General features: G+C 69.6%; 17 protein-coding genes. 9 read left to right on the top strand and 8 right to left on the bottom strand.

Features of this window, described 5'->3' with window-relative positions; translation table 11 throughout:
* Positions 1–51 precede the first annotated feature (51 nt).
* Both KTC28_RS00285 and KTC28_RS00290 read right to left on the bottom strand, forming a co-directional pair.
* Positions 52–1,005 carry a transporter family protein gene (locus KTC28_RS00285; protein WP_216709000.1) on the bottom strand — a complete coding sequence of 318 codons (954 nt, stop codon included), beginning with the start codon at positions 1,003–1,005 and terminating at the stop codon, positions 52–54.
* A gap of 89 nt (positions 1,006–1,094) precedes the next feature.
* Complete coding sequence (locus tag KTC28_RS00290) at positions 1,095–1,481, bottom strand: hypothetical protein (protein WP_216708999.1); 387 nt, start codon at positions 1,479–1,481, stop codon at positions 1,095–1,097.
* Between the two features lie 174 nt (positions 1,482–1,655).
* On the opposite strand from KTC28_RS00290, the gene KTC28_RS00295 reads away from it, so the two are divergent.
* Positions 1,656–1,916, top strand: a complete 261-nt coding sequence (locus tag KTC28_RS00295; protein ID WP_216708998.1) for a FeoA family protein — start codon at positions 1,656–1,658, stop codon at positions 1,914–1,916.
* 68 nt (positions 1,917–1,984) lie between these two features.
* On the top strand, positions 1,985–3,811 hold the full coding sequence (gene feoB / locus KTC28_RS00300; protein ID WP_216709341.1) for a ferrous iron transporter B: 1,827 nt from the start codon (positions 1,985–1,987) through the stop codon (positions 3,809–3,811).
* On the opposite strand, the gene KTC28_RS00305 is transcribed toward feoB, so the two are convergent.
* Complete coding sequence (locus KTC28_RS00305) at positions 3,808–5,112, bottom strand: DUF3667 domain-containing protein (protein ID WP_216708997.1); 1,305 nt, start codon at positions 5,110–5,112, stop codon at positions 3,808–3,810. The two genes, feoB and KTC28_RS00305, sit on opposite strands and share 4 nt — an antisense overlap.
* Positions 5,113–5,197: 85 nt before the next feature.
* Here KTC28_RS00305 and KTC28_RS00310 point away from each other — a divergent pair, with 85 nt between their 5' ends.
* From KTC28_RS00310 to KTC28_RS00320, 3 genes are all read left to right on the top strand, one after another.
* Positions 5,198–5,737, top strand: coding sequence for a GNAT family N-acetyltransferase (locus tag KTC28_RS00310; protein ID WP_216708996.1), 540 nt, complete (start codon positions 5,198–5,200; stop codon positions 5,735–5,737).
* A 131-nt stretch (positions 5,738–5,868) separates the two neighbouring features.
* Positions 5,869–6,393, top strand: coding sequence for a single-stranded DNA-binding protein (ssb, locus tag KTC28_RS00315; RefSeq protein ID WP_216708995.1), 525 nt, complete (start codon positions 5,869–5,871; stop codon positions 6,391–6,393).
* 8 nt (positions 6,394–6,401) lie between these two features.
* A complete protein-coding gene (locus KTC28_RS00320; RefSeq protein WP_216708994.1) occupies positions 6,402–6,926 on the top strand; it encodes a DUF1697 domain-containing protein in 525 nt (174 codons plus the stop codon).
* Positions 6,927–7,319: 393 nt separating this feature from the next.
* Here KTC28_RS00320 and gspD read toward each other — a convergent pair whose 3' ends face one another.
* From gspD to gspG, 5 genes are read right to left on the bottom strand one after another with little or no spacing between them, the layout of a single operon-like run.
* Complete coding sequence (gspD, locus tag KTC28_RS00325; protein WP_255602151.1) at positions 7,320–9,458, bottom strand: type II secretion system secretin GspD; 2,139 nt, start codon at positions 9,456–9,458, stop codon at positions 7,320–7,322.
* A gap of 11 nt (positions 9,459–9,469) precedes the next feature.
* Positions 9,470–10,279 (bottom strand): type II secretion system protein N, encoded by an 810-nt coding sequence (locus KTC28_RS00330; protein WP_216708993.1) that lies wholly within the window; start codon positions 10,277–10,279, stop codon positions 9,470–9,472.
* Positions 10,276–10,641 carry a type II secretion system minor pseudopilin GspI gene (gene gspI / locus KTC28_RS00335; protein WP_216708992.1) on the bottom strand — a complete coding sequence of 122 codons (366 nt, stop codon included), beginning with the start codon at positions 10,639–10,641 and terminating at the stop codon, positions 10,276–10,278. Before gspI ends, KTC28_RS00330 begins: the two co-directional genes overlap by 4 nt.
* Positions 10,638–11,060 (bottom strand): prepilin-type N-terminal cleavage/methylation domain-containing protein, encoded by a 423-nt coding sequence (locus tag KTC28_RS00340; RefSeq protein ID WP_216708991.1) that lies wholly within the window; start codon positions 11,058–11,060, stop codon positions 10,638–10,640. The genes gspI and KTC28_RS00340 overlap by 4 nt, the downstream gene beginning before the upstream one ends.
* Positions 11,057–11,512, bottom strand: coding sequence for a type II secretion system major pseudopilin GspG (gene gspG, locus KTC28_RS00345; RefSeq protein ID WP_369426564.1), 456 nt, complete (start codon positions 11,510–11,512; stop codon positions 11,057–11,059). Before gspG ends, KTC28_RS00340 begins: the two co-directional genes overlap by 4 nt.
* 157 nt (positions 11,513–11,669) lie before the next feature.
* Here gspG and gspL point away from each other — a divergent pair, with 157 nt between their 5' ends.
* From gspL to KTC28_RS00365, 4 genes are read left to right on the top strand one after another with little or no spacing between them, the layout of a single operon-like run.
* Positions 11,670–12,770 (top strand): type II secretion system protein GspL, encoded by a 1,101-nt coding sequence (gene gspL / locus KTC28_RS00350; protein ID WP_216708990.1) that lies wholly within the window; start codon positions 11,670–11,672, stop codon positions 12,768–12,770.
* A gap of 2 nt (positions 12,771–12,772) precedes the next feature.
* Positions 12,773–13,321 (top strand): type II secretion system protein M, encoded by a 549-nt coding sequence (locus KTC28_RS00355; RefSeq protein ID WP_216708989.1) that lies wholly within the window; start codon positions 12,773–12,775, stop codon positions 13,319–13,321.
* Complete coding sequence (locus KTC28_RS00360; RefSeq protein ID WP_216708988.1) at positions 13,318–14,811, top strand: GspE/PulE family protein; 1,494 nt, start codon at positions 13,318–13,320, stop codon at positions 14,809–14,811. Before KTC28_RS00355 ends, KTC28_RS00360 begins: the two co-directional genes overlap by 4 nt.
* A 12-nt stretch (positions 14,812–14,823) precedes the next feature.
* Positions 14,824–16,038 (top strand): type II secretion system F family protein, encoded by a 1,215-nt coding sequence (locus KTC28_RS00365; protein ID WP_216708987.1) that lies wholly within the window; start codon positions 14,824–14,826, stop codon positions 16,036–16,038.

The raw sequence follows: 16,038 nt of genomic DNA on the forward strand, positions 1-16,038 counted from the left end.
TTCCCCCGTAGTGTTCTGTGTTGCTAACACAGTCCATCTGCGGCGCAAACCCTACAGCCGGTAATGCGCGCCAACCGAAAGCGTATAGCGTGGCGTCAGCTGGTAGCCGCCGACGCGTTGGTAAACCGGGACTTGGACGATCGTGTAGATCGCCGCGCGCCGTCCGACCGCGACCGTTGCGCCGGGCGCGATCGAGACGAACTCGCCGCCGCTGTTCTCGCGGTCGGAATTGACGCCGTGGTCGCGCTCGGCGAGCCGGGCGTTGAGCTGGACCTGCGGCGTGACCCCGCGCCAGCCGGTGAAGTGCACCCCAGCCGACGCGGTCCCGGCGATCCCCGGGCTGTAGAGGTCGCGGTTGTCGAGCGGCAGCGTCGCCTGCGCCTGGAGGACGAAGTCGATGCCGCGGGCAAGCTGGCCGAAGTGATACGCACCGATCGTCGCATCGATCGTTCCGGTGCCCGGCTGGAGGCCGCGGTCGGTCGCCTCGCCGGTCGACGGCCCGGCGATGAACTCCTCGCGGAAATTGCCGGTCGGAAGCTTGAGTCCGAACTGGATACCGGTGATGCCGGGGCCGCCGAATCCCTGCCACCGCCCGGTGACGCGGATGTCGCCGAGGCCGCCGGTCCGTGACGAGCTCGGCTCGGTGTCGCCCGGCGAGACGGTCAAATGCGGACGGTAGACGAACGGAACCTGGACATCGACGCCCCAGACCGGATCGAACTGGCGGTCGAGGATCGCGGTGACATAATGGTTGTAGGTGTAGCGCTCGATCTCGCGGTCGGCGGGCAGCGCGATCGCCTTGCCGTCGAGAACGCCACGACCGGCGCGGAGCTGAGTCTGGGGAACATCGTCGTAGCGTAGGTCGAGCGACGTGCCGGGCTGGACGACGAGGCCTTGGCTCAACCATTCGGAGGTGAGGTTGCAGCCGCAACTCGAACAGGCGAGCGCGGGCGCGGCAGTGGTGAGGCACAGCAGGGCGAGCCCGGCGGCGGGGAATTTGGTCATGGAAATGCTTTCGCTCAAGGCGATGCACCGCGTGGCTCACGTCGCGCATCGTCGAATGTCGGGGGGCACGGCCGGGGCCGCGCGCGGGCCTAGGCGGAGCGGAGCGCCGGGGGTCCGCGCGGCGGCGGGCGGAGACGGTGGACGCGGAGGATCGGCAGCGTGACGAAGTCGATCGGCTCGACAGCCACGACCTGCACCGGCGGCGCGACGACCAAGGGCGGCGCGGCAGCGTCGATCGCGACGGCGATGCCCGAGAAACCGCACGGCGCCTCGGACTTGCCCTCGGGCTTGGGCGCGTGGCCCGGCGCGGCGACGCTGACCGCGCCGTGGCCGGTGCAGATGGTGAAGACGGTGCGGCCGCCGTCGCGCACCGGCATGAAGCCCGGCGGCACGAGGATCTGGACGCCGAGCGCGATCAAGGCGACCACGAGGGTCAGCCACGCCTGCGCGCGCAAGAGGGATCGGACCCGGTTCACCCGCGCCGCGTATCGGCTGCGCCGCGCGGTGTCGAGCGTGACACTTGCGCCGAACGGCGGCGGCTGGCCCTTCCCAAGCGTTGCGCTTACCGCTAATCATTCGCAATTGCGGATAGCGACGACAGGCGACGCCATGATCCAACGCCGAGCGACCCAGCGAACGACACGCTGCCAATGACTCCACGTCTCCACATCGAAGACCTTCGTCGCGGTGAGATCGCGACAATCGTCGCGATCGACCGCGACCGGGTCGACCCGGAAAACGCGCGCCAGCTTCACGAGATGGGCTTCGACGAAGGTGTCGATGTCGAGCTCCTCCACCGGGCCCCGTTCGGCGGCGACCCGATCGCCCTCCGCGTCGGCAATATGAGCGTCGCGCTGCGCAAGCGGCTCGCGCGGATGGTTGTCGTCGAACGCGCGATCGCCGCCGAGTGAACGCGCCCGTCCTCGACGCTTCCTTCGACACGCGCCCCGACGCGCCCCTCGCAGCGACGCGGACGCCGATGGTCGCGCTCGTCGGCAACCCAAACGCGGGCAAGACCAGCCTGTTCAACGCCTTGACCGGGTCGCGGCAGAAGGTCGGCAACTATCCGGGCGTCACCGTCGAGCGCAAGGCGGGCAAGCTCGCGCTCCCCGATGGGCGCAGCGTCGACCTGATCGACCTGCCCGGTACCTACAGCCTCAGCCCGCGTTCGCCCGACGAGGAAGTCACACGCAAGGTCGTGATGGGTGCGCAGGCGGGCGAGCGCCGCCCCGATGCGATCGTCGCGGTGATCGATGCGACCAACCTCCGCAACCACCTCCGCTTCGTTCTCGAACTCCGCCGCCTCGGCCTGCCGATGGTCGTCGCACTCAACATGGTCGACCTTGCCGAGCGCGACGGCACCGCGATCGACGTCGCGCAACTCAGCAAGATCCTCGGCATGCCGGTCGTCGCGACCGTCGCAGTCCGGCGGCGCGGCCTCGGCGATATCGCCGCCGCGCTCGCCCCGCTCCTTACCGGTACGACCCCGCCCGCCGCCGATACGCCGGGCGACCTCGTCCTGCTCCAGCGCGAAGCGCGCGCAATTGCCGGCACCGTGACCACCCAGCGCGGGACGGCGCGGCGCTGGTCGCAGCGGCTCGACGCGATCACCCTCCACCCGGTGTTCGGCCCGATCCTGCTCGCGGCGCTTTTGTTCCTGATGTTCCAGGCGGTCTTCGCCTGGGCGCAGGCGCCGATGGACATGCTGTCGAGCGGGGTCGACTGGCTCCAGAAGGCCGCCACCGCCGCGCTGCCGCCGGGTGACCTGCGGTCATTGCTCGTCGACGGCATTCTCCACGGAGTCGGCTCGGTCGTGGTGTTCCTGCCGCAGATCCTCATCCTGTTCTTCTTCATCATCGTCCTCGAACAGTCGGGCTACATGACCCGCGCGGCGTTCCTGATGGACCGGTTGATGGCGCGGGTCGGGTTGAACGGCCGCGCCTTCATCCCGCTGATCTCGAGCTTCGCCTGCGCGATTCCCGGCATCATGGCGGCGCGCACGATCGCCGAGCCGCGCGACCGGCTGACGACGATCCTGATCGCGCCACTGATGACGTGTTCGGCGCGGTTGCCGGTCTATGCCGTCATAATCGCCGCATTCATCCCCGACCGCCCGGTCCTCGGCTTCCTCGGGCTGCAGGGCGTGGTGATGTTCGGCCTGTACGGCTTCGGCGTCGCCGGCGCGCTCGCCGCCGCGTGGGTGCTCCGCCGGACGGTGACGAAGGGCCCGACCCCGACTTTCCTGATGGAGATGCCCAAATACCAGTGGCCCGCGCCGCGCGACATCGGCATCGGCCTGTACCAGAAGGCATGGGCGTTCCTCGCGCGCGCCGGCGGCATCATCCTCGTCTCGACGGTCGCGCTATGGGCGCTGGCGACATGGCCGAAGCCCCCCGCGAATGCGACGCTGCCGGCGATCGACTATTCGGTCGCGGGCCACATCGGCGCGGCGCTCGAGCCCGTCTTCCGTCCGATCGGCTTCAACAAGGAGATTGCGCTCGCGCTCGTCCCCGGCATGGCGGCACGCGAGGTCGCGATCAGCGCGCTCGGCACGGTCTATTCGCTCGACGCCGACGCCGAGCATCCGCAGGGTCTCGTCGAGCGGCTCCGCGGCGCGTGGACGCTGCCGACCGCGCTCGCCTTCCTCGCGTGGTACGTCTTCGCCCCGCAATGCCTGTCGACCCTCGCGGTGACACGGCGCGAGACCGGCGGGTGGAAATGGCCGGGGTTCATGTTCGCCTACACGTTCGCGATGGCGTACGTCGGCGCCGGGGCGACGTACTGGCTGGCGCGCGCTTTGCTCTAGTCCGCCAGCCCGATCACAACGATCAGCGCGGCGAACATCCCGAGCGTGATCATGGAGGCGACCGACAGCACGGACGTCCGCCACAACGCGCCGAACCAGCCGAGGCGGTAGGCGCCCTTCAGCTGCACGAACATATGGAGCGGCGCGGCCAGAATGAGCGTCCCGGCGAGACCGCCCGAGAAGCCCTTACGCCCGTCGCTGTAATCCCCGCCGCCGGTCGGGTCGAACTTCGTCAGCAGCGCGATGACGATGAACAGCAGCGACATGAACGACAGCGAGTAAAGCGCGAAGACGACGTGGTCGTAGGTGTGGACGTCACGGCGGAAGACGAACAGCAGCCACAGCGTCGGCAGCGACAGCGGGATCAGCAGGAAGCTCAGTTTGTACGCCTTCTGCTCGATCCGATAGAGCGCGAAGTCGGGGTTGAGCAGCGCCTCGCGGATCCGTGAATCGATCGTCGCGTTGCCGGTGTTGGGCTTGATCTTGCCCGACCGGACACCGTCGGCGAGTTGTTCTTGCCAGCTGCCAACCGCCTTGTCGGCCGGAGCCGGGATCGCCTGCGCGGTCGCCAGTGCCCCCCGTGCCGTCGCCAGCGCCGCCTCGTTCGCCGCCAATGTCGCGCTCAGCGTCTTGATCTGCGCCGGCGTCGTGTCACTGTCGAACCTGGCATGGCCGATCTCCCGCCGTGCATCGGCGACGTTGCGCTTGGCATCAGCGACATTGGTGCGGGCATCGGCGACGGGCTTGCCCCCCGCCGAGTTGATTGCGCCGTTGATGTCGGGGCCGCCGAGTATCCCGAAGACGAAGAACATCAGGAAGATCGAGAACAGGAATAACGCCAGCGGGGCGATATAGCCCGCGCGCTTGCCGTAGACATAGTCGCGCGTCAGCCGCCCCGGCGCGAACACCAGCCGCGGCAGCGTCCGCCACGCCTTGCTGTCGAAATGCCAGATGCCGTGGAGAAATTCCTCGAAGATGTGGCCGACGCTGCGATGGACGTGCGCCGATTGCCCGCAGGCCGCGCAGAAATTGCCGGTCAGCGTCGTGCCGCAGTTGGCGCAGGCGCCGTGCGCGAGGTCGTGCTCGTCGCGGCGGAGCGGCGGTGGTGCGCCCCCGATCGGCCGGGCGGCGGCACCGCGCTCTGCCGGGTGCGACCCGGGGCCGTCGAGCGTCGACGCCGCGAGCCCCGCGGTCGCCATCGCCCCCATCGCCTCGATCTCGCCCGCCATCGATCCTCCGCTTGCGCTGCTGCTCGCCCCGCTGCCCGCGCCAACCGTCATGCTGGCGTAAGACAGTTGCATTTTCAAGCACGGATGGCCCTGGACCCGGGTGTTCAGCGTCTCCCTGCCTATGGCCAAGCGCGGAGGCCGAACGTATCCCGCGAGCATGGCTTCTTCGATCACGATCCGCGCGGAGCGGCCGGGCGACGCCGCGACGATCACGGACATCGTCCGGCGTGCCTACGCCGACGTGTCCTACAGCGACCACCGCGAGCACATCATGATCGACCGTCTGCGCGAGACCGATGCGTATCTGCCATCACTCTCGCTGCTCGCCGAAATCGGCGGCGAGCCAGTTGGTCACATTCTCCTGACAAAGGCCGCCATCGTGGGCGGCGGCAGGGTCGTGACGACGCTCGCACTGGCGCCGCTGTCGGTCGTGCCCGAATTTCAACGCCGGGGCGTCGGCACGCAGTTGGTCGGCGCAGTCCACGAGCGCGCCGCCGCGCTCGACTTCGAGAGCGTGCTGCTCGTCGGTATTCCCGAATACTATGCGCAATTCGGCTACGAGGCTCTGGGCCGCTACCCGATCGCCCTGCCGTTCGAGGCACCCGCCGAAAACTGCATGATCTTCGAGCTCCGGCCCGGCGCGCTCGATGGCGTCGCGGGCAGGGTCCGATACGCCGACGGGTGGCTCGACCATTGACAGGCCGCTTTGCAACGCTCGTCCCGGCCGTTCCCCAGCCGCAATATATCGACTAGATTTCGGACTCGACGAGTCGCAGCGGACGCATTAGTCGTTCGCTATACGTTCTATTGGATCGCAAGGAAAAGCATATGGCCGGTGTCAATAAAGTCATTCTCGTCGGACGCCTCGGCAAGGACCCCGAAACCAAGGAATTCGGCAACGGCGGGCGGGTCGTCAAGTTCAGCCTCGCGACGTCCGAAAACTGGCGCGACAAGGGATCGGGCGAGCGCAAGGAAAAGACCGAGTGGCATAACATCGTGATCTTCAACGAGAATATCGGCAAGATCGCCAGCCAGTATCTGAAGAAGGGTAGCGAGGTATATCTCGAAGGCTCGCTGCAGACGCGCAAATGGCAGGACCAGTCGGGGGTCGAGAAATATACCACCGAAGTCGTACTGCAGAATTTCAACGGCAATCTCACCTTGCTCGGCGGGCGCGACAGCGGTGCCGGTGAGGGTGGCGGCGGCGCGCGTGAAGGCGGCGGCGGCTACGGCGGCGGACGCGAGCAGGGCGGCGGTGGCTTTGGCGGCGGGGCTTCCCCGGCGGCGAAGAAGCCCGCTTATCCGGGCGGCGGCAGCTTCAGCGACGATCTCGACGACGACGTCCCGTTCTGATCGGAGCTGTGACCTCGGCAACGACGGTCTTCATCGCGCTCCTCCGTGCCGTCAACGTCGGCGGCACGGGCAAGCTCGCGATGAACGATCTTAAGGCGATCTGCGACGGGCTCGGCTTCATCGGGGCGCGGACGTACATCGCCAGCGGCAATGTCGTCTTCCGTTCGGCAGCAGGTGAGGCCGAGGTCAAGGCGGCGCTCGAGGCGAAACTTCAGGCGCACACCGGCAAGCCGGTGGGGGTCGTGGTGAGGACTGGTATTGAGCTGGCAGCGGTGCTCGCGGCGACCCCGTTCGCGGATCTCGCCGCCAACCGGACGGTTGCGATCTTTCTCGATGCCGCACCACCCGCCGATGCGATCGATCGCGTCACCGGACGTGCAGGCGAGCAGATTGTCGCGGGCGCTCGCGAACTCTACGTCCATTACGGCGATGGCATGCGCGACACGAAGCTGGTTATCCCGGCGGCTCGGGCCGGGACCGCGCGCAACATGAATACGGTCGCGAAGCTCGTGGCGATGGCTGCTGCCGCCTAACGGAGCAGGCGACTGCGCGCGGGCCAAATGCTCCGAAAGTGCCTGGATTCAATGATTTAACGGCCAGACGGGGATTTTCGTGGGCTCGAAAGGTCACACTAAGTTCAGGCTTTTGTACATTGATTTCGCGGCGCGCATTTGAACTTCAATCTCGCGAGACGCTGTTGCAGCCCGAGCCGTGCCCAATTGTGAAACGGTGGAATATCCGGAGGACGCTTCAGCGCGATCGTGTCGCCCGATTGCGCGAGCCTTTTTTGCGAAACGCTTTGCTAACGATGAGAAAGAGCGCGGCTTGCCGCCCGGTGGCGACTTCCGGCGACGCTACGCGCGCAGCGAGGGTGTAGGACAGCGCTTTCTCACAGCGCCGCGCGTCATTTCACGGGCCGCCGACCGTCAATAAATCCCCTGTATCTCGAGCGGCAGGCGCGGCGCGGGCGGGTGGAGCAGCAGGCTGCGGTCGGGGTCGCCGGCTTCCTGTGCGCGGAGGCGATCGTACTTGACCTTCGCCGCCGCGACCACCGACGCCCGATCGCGGAGGATCGTCGGGCGCAGGAAGACGAATAACGTCCGCTTGGTCTGGGTTTGCTGGCGCGACTTGAACAGATTGCCGAGGACCGGGATGTCGCCGAGGACCGGCACCTGGCTGCGGGTATTGGTCCGATCGTCGGTGATTAGCCCGCCGAGCACGATCGTGTCGCCATTGTCGGCGAGCACCGTCGTCTGGATGCTCCGCCGGTTGGTGATCAGGTCGGCGGCGCCGGTGACGCTGCCGACGAGCGACGACACCTCCTGGCTGACCTCGAGGCGGATGCTGTCGCCCTCGTGGATCCGCGGGACGATGCGCAGCGTGATGCCGACGTCCTGCCGCTCGATCGTCGTGAACGGCGTTAGCGTGTTGCCCGTCGTGCTGAAGCTGCCGGTGCGGAAGGGCACGTTCTGGCCGACGACGATCTCGGCGGGCTCGTTGTCGAGGGTCGTGATCGACGGCGTCGACAGCAGGTTCGACTTGGTCGAGGTGCCGAGCGCCTGGACGAGGATGTTGAAATTGCCCTTGCTGCCGCCCGCGATCGACAGCCCGTCGCCGACGAGCCCGAGCCCGCCGGGAACCAACGCCGCGATCACCGAGCCGAGCGAGACGCCGGTGTTCGAGAACGATGTGCCGCCGCTGACGCCGTTTATCACCGCCGCCCCGCCCGCCGCGAATTGCACGCCGAGCGCCTCGGCGGCGTCGCCGGTGACCTCTGCGATCGCGGCTTCGATCAGCACCTGCGGACGCCGGATATCGAGCTCCTCGATCAGGACACCGATCGCGGCGATCGCCGCCGGGGTTCCGCGGACAACGATCGCGTTCAATTCGGGCGCCGGCTGGATCGACAGGTCGTCGGTCTGGACCCCCGCGACCGGGGTCGTGCCGCCGCCGCCCGATGCGGTGAGACCGCCCGTCAGCGCCGCGATCGTCGATCCCGTGGTTGCGCCGCCGCCGTTCAATCCGCCTTGGCCGCCGAGCGCGCCGAAACTGCCTTGGCCGCCGTTCGCCCCGGAACTGCCATTCGACGACGAGGTGCTGAAGGTCGATCCCGCGCCGATGCTCGAGCGCGATCGCGACAGGCTCCGCGCGACCGGGTTGGTCGCCGCGCCCTGCTGGCCGCCGCCGGTCAGGCCGCGCAGGACGTCGGTGATACTCTCGGCGTCGGCGAAGTTGAGGCGGAACACCCGCGTCGTCGGGGCCGCGCCGCCGGGCTTGTCGAGCAGCACCGCCATCCGCCGCGCCTCCGACAGGCTGCGCGCATCACCACGGATAAGGATGACGTTGCTCCGCTCGTCGACCGCAATCTTCGGCGACCCCGGCGCAGTGCCGTCACCCATGATCCGCGCCAGCGCCGCGCCGACGTCCTTGGCGCTGGCGTATTTGAGCGGCAGGCTTTCGAACGACGCGCCGCCGCCGGCATCGAGATCCTGCGCCAGCCGCTCGATCCGACGGACATTTTCGGCATAGTCGGTGACGACGATCGCATTCGGGTTGGCCAGCGGCTCGATGCTACCGAACGAGGCGACGAGCGGACGGAATACGCGCACCGCGGAGTCGGCGGGGAGGTTGCGGAGGGGCACGACGCGGGTGACGACGTCCTGCGAGCGGGCGACATTGCGCCCCGATGCCGCGGTAGCGCCGCCCTGGATCGCCGACGCCTGCGGCACGATCCGCCACGCCGCGCCCGACTTGACCGCGGCAAAGCCGTAGACGCGCAAGACCGAGCGAAACAGGTCCCAGACGCCATCGGCCGACAGCGGTTCGGCCGAGACGACGTTGACGACGCCCTTGACGCTCGGGTCGAGGATCAGCGTCCGCCCGGTAATCCGCGAGACCTGCTCGGCGACCTGCGCGATCTCGACGTCGCGCATGTTGACGATAACGTCATTCGCGCGGACCCGTGCAGGGACCTGTGGCGCAGCCTGTGCCGCCGCGACGCCTGGCAGCGCGACCAGCGCCCCGATCGCCGCCGACAGCGCGGCCCGATGCTTGTTCCGACCCACAGACTTGCCCCCTAGTGCAACGGAAACGACATGGCGATGTGCTTGCCGTCGCGGACGACATCGACGCGGACGCGTCCCGAAACCACCGCATCGTCGAACAAGGCGCGGTCGCGCTCGGGGTCGCCGACCGCCTGGCCGTTGACCTTCTCGACGATATCGCCCGGCTGGAGCCCGGCGCGGCGCATGTCGTCGGACGGCGTCGCGCCAACGCGGTAGCCATCGGGCGTCGCGGTCGCGCCGAGGCTGCCGAGCAGCGACTGCGGGTCGGCGGCGCGCGCGCGATATTGCTCGACCGGCGCGGCATTGCCGATCCGCGGCTGCGGCCCCATCGGCACGGCGACCTGCGCCGGTTGCCCCGCTGCGCCCGGCGCGCCGGGCTTGGCCGGGAACGCGAGAGTCTGGAGCTGGCCGTTGACGCGGAGGACGACGAGATCGAATTCGACCGCATCGAGGATCGCGCCGCCCGGCAGCGTCTCGCCGACCGCATACGCCTTGGCCGGACCGTTGGCGGCGGCGATCATCGCGCTCGACGCCGATTGCGGGCGCGCGAGCATGATGCCGCGGAGTTGCAGGCCGAGCGCGCTTGGATCGCCGGTTGCTCCCGCGACGGCGACGGCCTGCCCGAACGGAGCGAAGCGCGTGATCGGCGACAGGTCGAGCGCGACCGATGCCGGAGCGGCGGCGCTGGCGGACGCGACATGCGCGCGCCCGTCGTCGGCGCCGCTCAGCCGCCACGTCAGCCCCGCCAATGCGACCGCGACCGAGGCGATGACCCCTGCCGCGACGAGCGCGACGCTGCGATCGATGGTCCGCGGGGTCATGGTGCGATGCTTCGCGCGTCGCGGAAGCCGCGGAGCGTCGCCATCGGCTGCGTCGCGCCCTGCGGGGTGACCGAGACGGTGATCGCCGCGAGATCGGGGTCGTCGCTCGGCTTGGCGGTCGTCGTCACCTGCCACGCGCGCCCGAGCATCGTCACCGTCGCGGGCAGCGTAGCAGCGGCGGGCAATGTCGCCTCGACCAGCCGGTTCTCGGCGACCCAGCCCGCGATCGTCCGCGCCTCGACGCCGCGGATCAGGTCGATATGCGCGCTGGTCGCCCGGATCAGCCCCGCCGACGCGACCGCGAGCACCGCCATCGCGACGAGCGCCTCGATCAGCGTGAAGCCCGTGTCGTGTTCGGTCATCGTGCGGCCACTGCTCGCGCGGCGGTGGCGCGCAGTCCGTCGAAGCGGACGTTCCACGCCTCATCACCGCGAACCAGCGTGAGATCGACCGCCGAATTATCGTCGAGCGTCACCGGCGCGACGGGCGCTCCCTCGAGCCGCATGCCGTCGGGCAGGACGTGGCGGTTCGGCCCGACCTGATACGCCCCGGCGTCGGCGCGCAGCGAAATCGGCGCGTTACCGGTCATCGCCGCGTCAGCCCCCGCCTGGATCGTCCCCGCCAGCCGCCGCGCCTCGACCTCGGCACCCGGACCGTGGCTGCCGAGCGACAGCACCGTCGCCCCCGACGCGACGCCGATGATCGCGAGGACGACAAGCATTTCGATCAGCGTCAGCCCGGCATCGCGCTCAAGCGACGTCAGGGCGACGCAGTGGCTCAACGGCCGGTGTCCTGAATGTCGGCGTCGACGCCATCCCCGCCCGGTTTGCCGTCGCGCCCGAGCGACAACAGGTCGAACCCCCCGCCGGTCGCGCCGGGGCTGCGGTAGATATACGGGTGGCCCCATGGGTCGGACGGAGCCTGCTGGAGGTAGCCGTCGGCGGCGTAATTTGTCGCGGCGGGCCCCGTCGATGGCTTCGTCACCAACGCCGCCAGCCCCTGCTCGGTCGTCGGGTAGCTGCCGTTGTCGAGGCGGTACATCTTGAGCGCCGCGCCGATCGACTTGAGGTCGGCCTGCGCTACCGTAACCCGCGCCTGGTCGGGGCGGCCGATCACGCTCGGCACGATCAGCGCGGCGACGAGCGCGATGATCGCCAGCACGACGATCATCTCGATCAGCGTCAGCCCCGCGTCCGGCCCGAGCGCATCTGCGCCCTCATCCGCCGCGGGCACAGCTGCGCTCTCCGCAGGCAGCATTAGCTCGGATTTGGCCGCTTCCACGCCGTCCTGAACCTTCGAGTAAATTGTGTGCACTGCCATACCGTCTTATAGAGGGGGCGAAGCCGAACGCTATCGGCCCGCCAATAGTAAACGACCGAAGTGGGCCGGAATGAACAGCGACGCCGCCGATTCCACCGCTCCAACCGGAGGCGTATATACGCTTTCGAGCGGCATCGCGGTTGCGCTCGAGCGCTGGGATGTCGGACCGACGACGGTGCTCGTGCCGACCGAGGACGTTTTGCTGCTCGTGGTCGACCTGCCCATCGCCGGGCGGGCGCAACGGCTCGCGGCGCTGCCGTTCGCGATCGAGGACCGCATCGCCGACCCGCTCGACGCGGTCCATGTCGCGCTCGGAGTCGAAGTTGCGCCGCAAAGCTTCGTCGCCGGGGTCGTCCGCCACGAGATCATGCTCGGCTGGGTCGCGACGCTCGACGCCGCCGGGCTCGGCCACGCCGCGATCGTCCCCGACGCGCTGCTGCTTCCGGCTCCCGCAGCGGGGTCGTGGAGCGTCGAGTCCGCGGCGGGTCGCGTCGTCGTCCGCACCGATTCGGGGTCCGGGTTCGCGGTTCCGGTCGAGCGGTTCCTTATGGTCTGGGCGGCGGGAGGATCGCTGCCATGCGTGACCTATGGCGCGCCGCTGCCGTTCGACTTGCCGATGAGCAGCACCGGCGAACCCGGCATCGCGTCGCAGCGCCTGCTCGCGCCGGGCCTCGATCTCCGCCAGGGCCGCTATGCCGCGCCCGCGCGGCCGATCCCCGCGGCGCTGCGGCGGCTGGGGATCGTGCTCGCCGCCGGGCTGCTCGCGCATACCGCGATCGCCGCCGCCGACACGCTCAAACTGCGCGGGATCGCGGCCAACCGGCGGACGACTGCCGAGGTGCTCGTCCGCCAGATGCTTCCGGGGACGCCGCTGACCGCCGATCTCGACCGGCTGCTGCCGAGCGGCAGCGCGGGGCACGGGCGCTTCCTGCCGTTGCTGACCCGTGCCGCCGTCGCGCTGACTCCCGTCGGCGGCCTGACTCTGACCAAGCTGAGCTACACCGACGGCGACGGCGCGCTGACGCTCGGGGTCGAGGCGGCCGACATCGGCGGGCTCCAGCGCGCGCAGTCGGCTTTGGTCTCGGCGGGGCTGAGCCCGCTCAGCGGCGCGGCGACCGCATCACCCGGGCGCGCCGACGGCGACATCGTCGTTCGCGGGGCAGCGCTGTGAAGATGGAGCTGCGCCCAATCCGCCTACCGGGATTCGACCCCCGACGCCTCGGCTGGCGCGCGCTGCCGCTGCCCGCGATCGCGCCGTTACGGTCGGGCATGGCGCGCTGGCTCGATGCCCGCAGCCCACGCGAACGTTGGCTGTTCGCCGCACTCGCGTTGGTCGCCGCCGCAGCGCTGTACGCGACCCTGATCTGGCGGCCGATCGCGGCGGCACACGCCGCGGCGCTCGACGACATCGCCCGCTACGACCGGATCTCGGCACGCCTCCGCGTCGCTGGTCCCGACGTCGCGCGGATGGCAGCGGCGCGGTCGGGCAGCCCCTCTACGACGATCACCGAGAGCGCGGCGAAGGCCGGGCTGACGATCCAGCGGATCGAGCCGCAGGGCGCGAACATCGGCGTGACGCTCGACGCGGCGGGGTTCGATGCACTGGTCGGCTGGCTCGCCACACTCGAACGCGACGCCGGGATGCATGTCGTCGACCTCAAGCTCGAACGCCGCCCCGACCCCGGCATCGTCTCCGCCCAAGTCACGCTGGCAACGACATGATCGACGCCATCCCCGACGATATCGACCTGCCGCCAGTCGCCGCGGCGTCGTTGCCGTATGCCTTCGCCCGGCGGCACGGCGTCGTCGTCGCGGCGGCAACCGGCATCTGCAGCCACCGCCCCGGCGTCGCGATCGAGGCGCTGATGGAGGTCCAGCGGCGCTATGGCGACCTGACCTACGAAGCCGTCGACGAGGCCGGGTTCGAGGCGCGGCTGCGCGCGCTGTACCGCGACAATGCCAGCGACGCCGCCGACTTCGCCGCCGCCGACACCGACCTCGCCGCGCTTGCCGATACCGCCGCCAGCCTCGACGACCTGCTCGACAGCCGCGACGATTCGCCGGTCATCCGCCTGATCAACGCGCTGCTTCTCGAAGCCGTCCGGCAGGGGGCATCGGACATCCACTTCGAAACACAGGAGAAACGCTGTGTCGTCCGCTTCCGCGTCGACGGCGTCCTGCGCGACATGGTCGAGCCCGCCCGCGCCCTCGCCCCGCTGCTGACCAGCCGGATCAAGGTCATGGCGCGGCTCGACATTGCCGAGAAGCGCGTGCCGCAGGACGGGCGCGTGACGTTGCGCGTCGGCGGGCACGAGATCGACGTCCGGGTCTCGACCCTGCCCGCGCAGCACGGCGAGCGCGTCGTCCTCCGCCTGCTCGACCGCGACGCGACCGACCTCGACCTGACCCGCCTCGGCATGAGCGTGCGCGACCTGAGTGTCTTCGAACGCCTGCTCGCGCGGCCGAACGGCATGGTCCTCGTCACCGGGCCGACCGGATCGGGCAAGACGACGACGCTGTATGCCGCGCTCAACCGATTGAACGACCGCAAGCGCAACATCATGACGGTCGAGGACCCGATCGAGTACGAGCTCGAAGGGATCGGCCAGATGCAGGTCAACCCGCGAATCGACCTCGACTTTGCCCGCGGGCTGCGGGCGATCCTGCGGCAGGACCCCGACGTCATCATGGTCGGGGAGATCCGCGACCACGAGACCGCCGAGATGGCGGTGCGGTCGAGCATGACCGGGCATTTCGTCCTGTCGACGCTCCACACCAACACCGCGGTCGGCAGCATCACCCGGCTCGTCGACATGGGGGTCGAGCGCTACCTCCTCGCGCCGATGGTCGCCGGGCTCATCGCGCAGCGGCTGGTCCGCACGCTGTGTCCCGCCTGCCGCGCGCCGGGCGAAGCGACGGCGATCGAGAGCGCGATGCTGAGTGGCGCGGTCGCCGTCGGCGCGCCGATCTTCCGCGCGGTCGGCTGCGCCGCGTGCAACAACGAGGGCTATCGCGGGCGCGGCGCGATCTACGAGATCATCGAGGTCGACGCGGCGATGCAGGGCTTGATCCACGACGGCGTGTCGGAGGCCGACCTCGTCGCCGCCGCGCGCCGCAGCGGCCCGGCGCTGATCGACGACGGCGCCGCCAAGATCGCCGCCGGGATGACCTCGGTCGAGGAAGTCGCCCGCGTCGTGCGCGACGATGCTTAGGGCCGCGGACTAATGGCGGCATTCGTCTATCGCGCGGTCGACGCGCTCGGCCAGACCCAGCGCGGGGTCGTCGAGGCGAGCAGCGCGACCGGCGCGCGCCGCCTGCTGCGCGATCGCAGCCTGCTGCCGGTGTCGGTCGAGGCGACCCGCGCCGCTGTCACGACCCCGCGCCCGGCGCTGTTCGGCCCGAAGATCGGGGCGAAGGCGCTGTCGACGCTGACCCGCCAGCTGGCGACGCTCGTCGGCACCGACATCCGCGTCGAGGAGGCGTTGCGCCTCGTCGCGGCGCAGGCGGCGGCGACCCCGGTTGCCGAACTGCTGCTCAACGTCCGCGGGCGGATCCTCGACGGCGGCAGCTTCGCCACCGCATTGGCCGAGCATCCGGCGGTGTTCCCCGAGTTCTTCCGCGCCTCGGTCGCGGCGGGCGAGCAGTCGGGCAAGCTGCCGCAGGTCCTCGCCCACCTCGCCGACTTCGTCGACAGCCGCTACCGCGCGGCGAACAAGCTCCAGCTCGCCTTGCTCTACCCGGCGCTCCTCGGCGTCGTCTCGTTCGGCATGATGACGCTGCTGCTGATCTACGTCGTCCCCGACATCACGCGGGTGTTCATCTCGCGCGGCGCCGAGCTGCCGTTCCTGACGCGGGCGCTGATCGCGATCAGCTGGGCGGTGTCGCACTTCGGCCTCGTCGCGCTGGTGATCATCGCCGGAGCCATCATCGCCACGCGACGCTGGCTCGCGGTTCCCGCCAACCGGCTGCGCTTCCACCAGTTCATCGCCACGACCCGGCCATTCTCGGGCTTCAGCCGCCAGCTCAACGCCGCGCGCTTCGCCGGAAGCCTCGCGACGCTCGTCCAGAGCGACGTCCCGCTCGTCGACGCGATCGCCACCGCCGCCGCGGTCACCCCCAATATGTTCGTCCGCAAGCAAGCCCTCGAGGTGGCGACGCGGGTGCGTGAGGGGACCAGCCTCCACCGCGCGATGGACGAGGCGCGGGTGTTCCCGCCGATGCTCGTCGCGATCGTCGCGAGCGGCGAGAGCAGCGGCAGGCTCGGCCCGGTCCTCGCGCGCGCCGGGGTCGATCTCGACCGCGATCTCGACTCGCTGGTGGCGACGCTGATGGGGCTGATCGAGCCCGCGGTGCTGCTGACGATGGGCGGGGTCGTGCTGCTGATGGTGCTGTCGATCCTGCTGCCGATCATCAACCTCAACAACCTAGCCGGGCAATGA

Source organism: Polymorphobacter megasporae (assembly GCF_018982885.2).
Lineage (GTDB): Bacteria > Pseudomonadota > Alphaproteobacteria > Sphingomonadales > Sphingomonadaceae > Polymorphobacter_B > Polymorphobacter_B megasporae.

Bases quoted from the DNA above. Each gene is read 5' to 3' on its own strand.
- KTC28_RS00285 (WP_216709000.1), bottom strand. From the start codon at position 1,005: ATGACCAAATTCCCCGCCGCCGGGCTCGCCCTGCTGTGCCTCACCACT.
- KTC28_RS00295 (WP_216708998.1), top strand. From the start codon at position 1,656: ATGACTCCACGTCTCCACATCGAAGACCTTCGTCGCGGTGAGATCGCG.
- feoB (WP_216709341.1), top strand. From the start codon at position 1,985: ATGGTCGCGCTCGTCGGCAACCCAAACGCGGGCAAGACCAGCCTGTTC.
- KTC28_RS00305 (WP_216708997.1), bottom strand. From the start codon at position 5,112: ATGCAACTGTCTTACGCCAGCATGACGGTTGGCGCGGGCAGCGGGGCG.
- KTC28_RS00310 (WP_216708996.1), top strand. From the start codon at position 5,198: ATGGCTTCTTCGATCACGATCCGCGCGGAGCGGCCGGGCGACGCCGCG.
- ssb (WP_216708995.1), top strand. From the start codon at position 5,869: ATGGCCGGTGTCAATAAAGTCATTCTCGTCGGACGCCTCGGCAAGGAC.
- KTC28_RS00330 (WP_216708993.1), bottom strand. From the start codon at position 10,279: ATGACCCCGCGGACCATCGATCGCAGCGTCGCGCTCGTCGCGGCAGGG.
- gspI (WP_216708992.1), bottom strand. From the start codon at position 10,641: ATGACCGAACACGACACGGGCTTCACGCTGATCGAGGCGCTCGTCGCG.
- gspL (WP_216708990.1), top strand. From the start codon at position 11,670: ATGAACAGCGACGCCGCCGATTCCACCGCTCCAACCGGAGGCGTATAT.
- KTC28_RS00355 (WP_216708989.1), top strand. From the start codon at position 12,773: ATGGAGCTGCGCCCAATCCGCCTACCGGGATTCGACCCCCGACGCCTC.
- KTC28_RS00360 (WP_216708988.1), top strand. From the start codon at position 13,318: ATGATCGACGCCATCCCCGACGATATCGACCTGCCGCCAGTCGCCGCG.
- KTC28_RS00365 (WP_216708987.1), top strand. From the start codon at position 14,824: ATGGCGGCATTCGTCTATCGCGCGGTCGACGCGCTCGGCCAGACCCAG.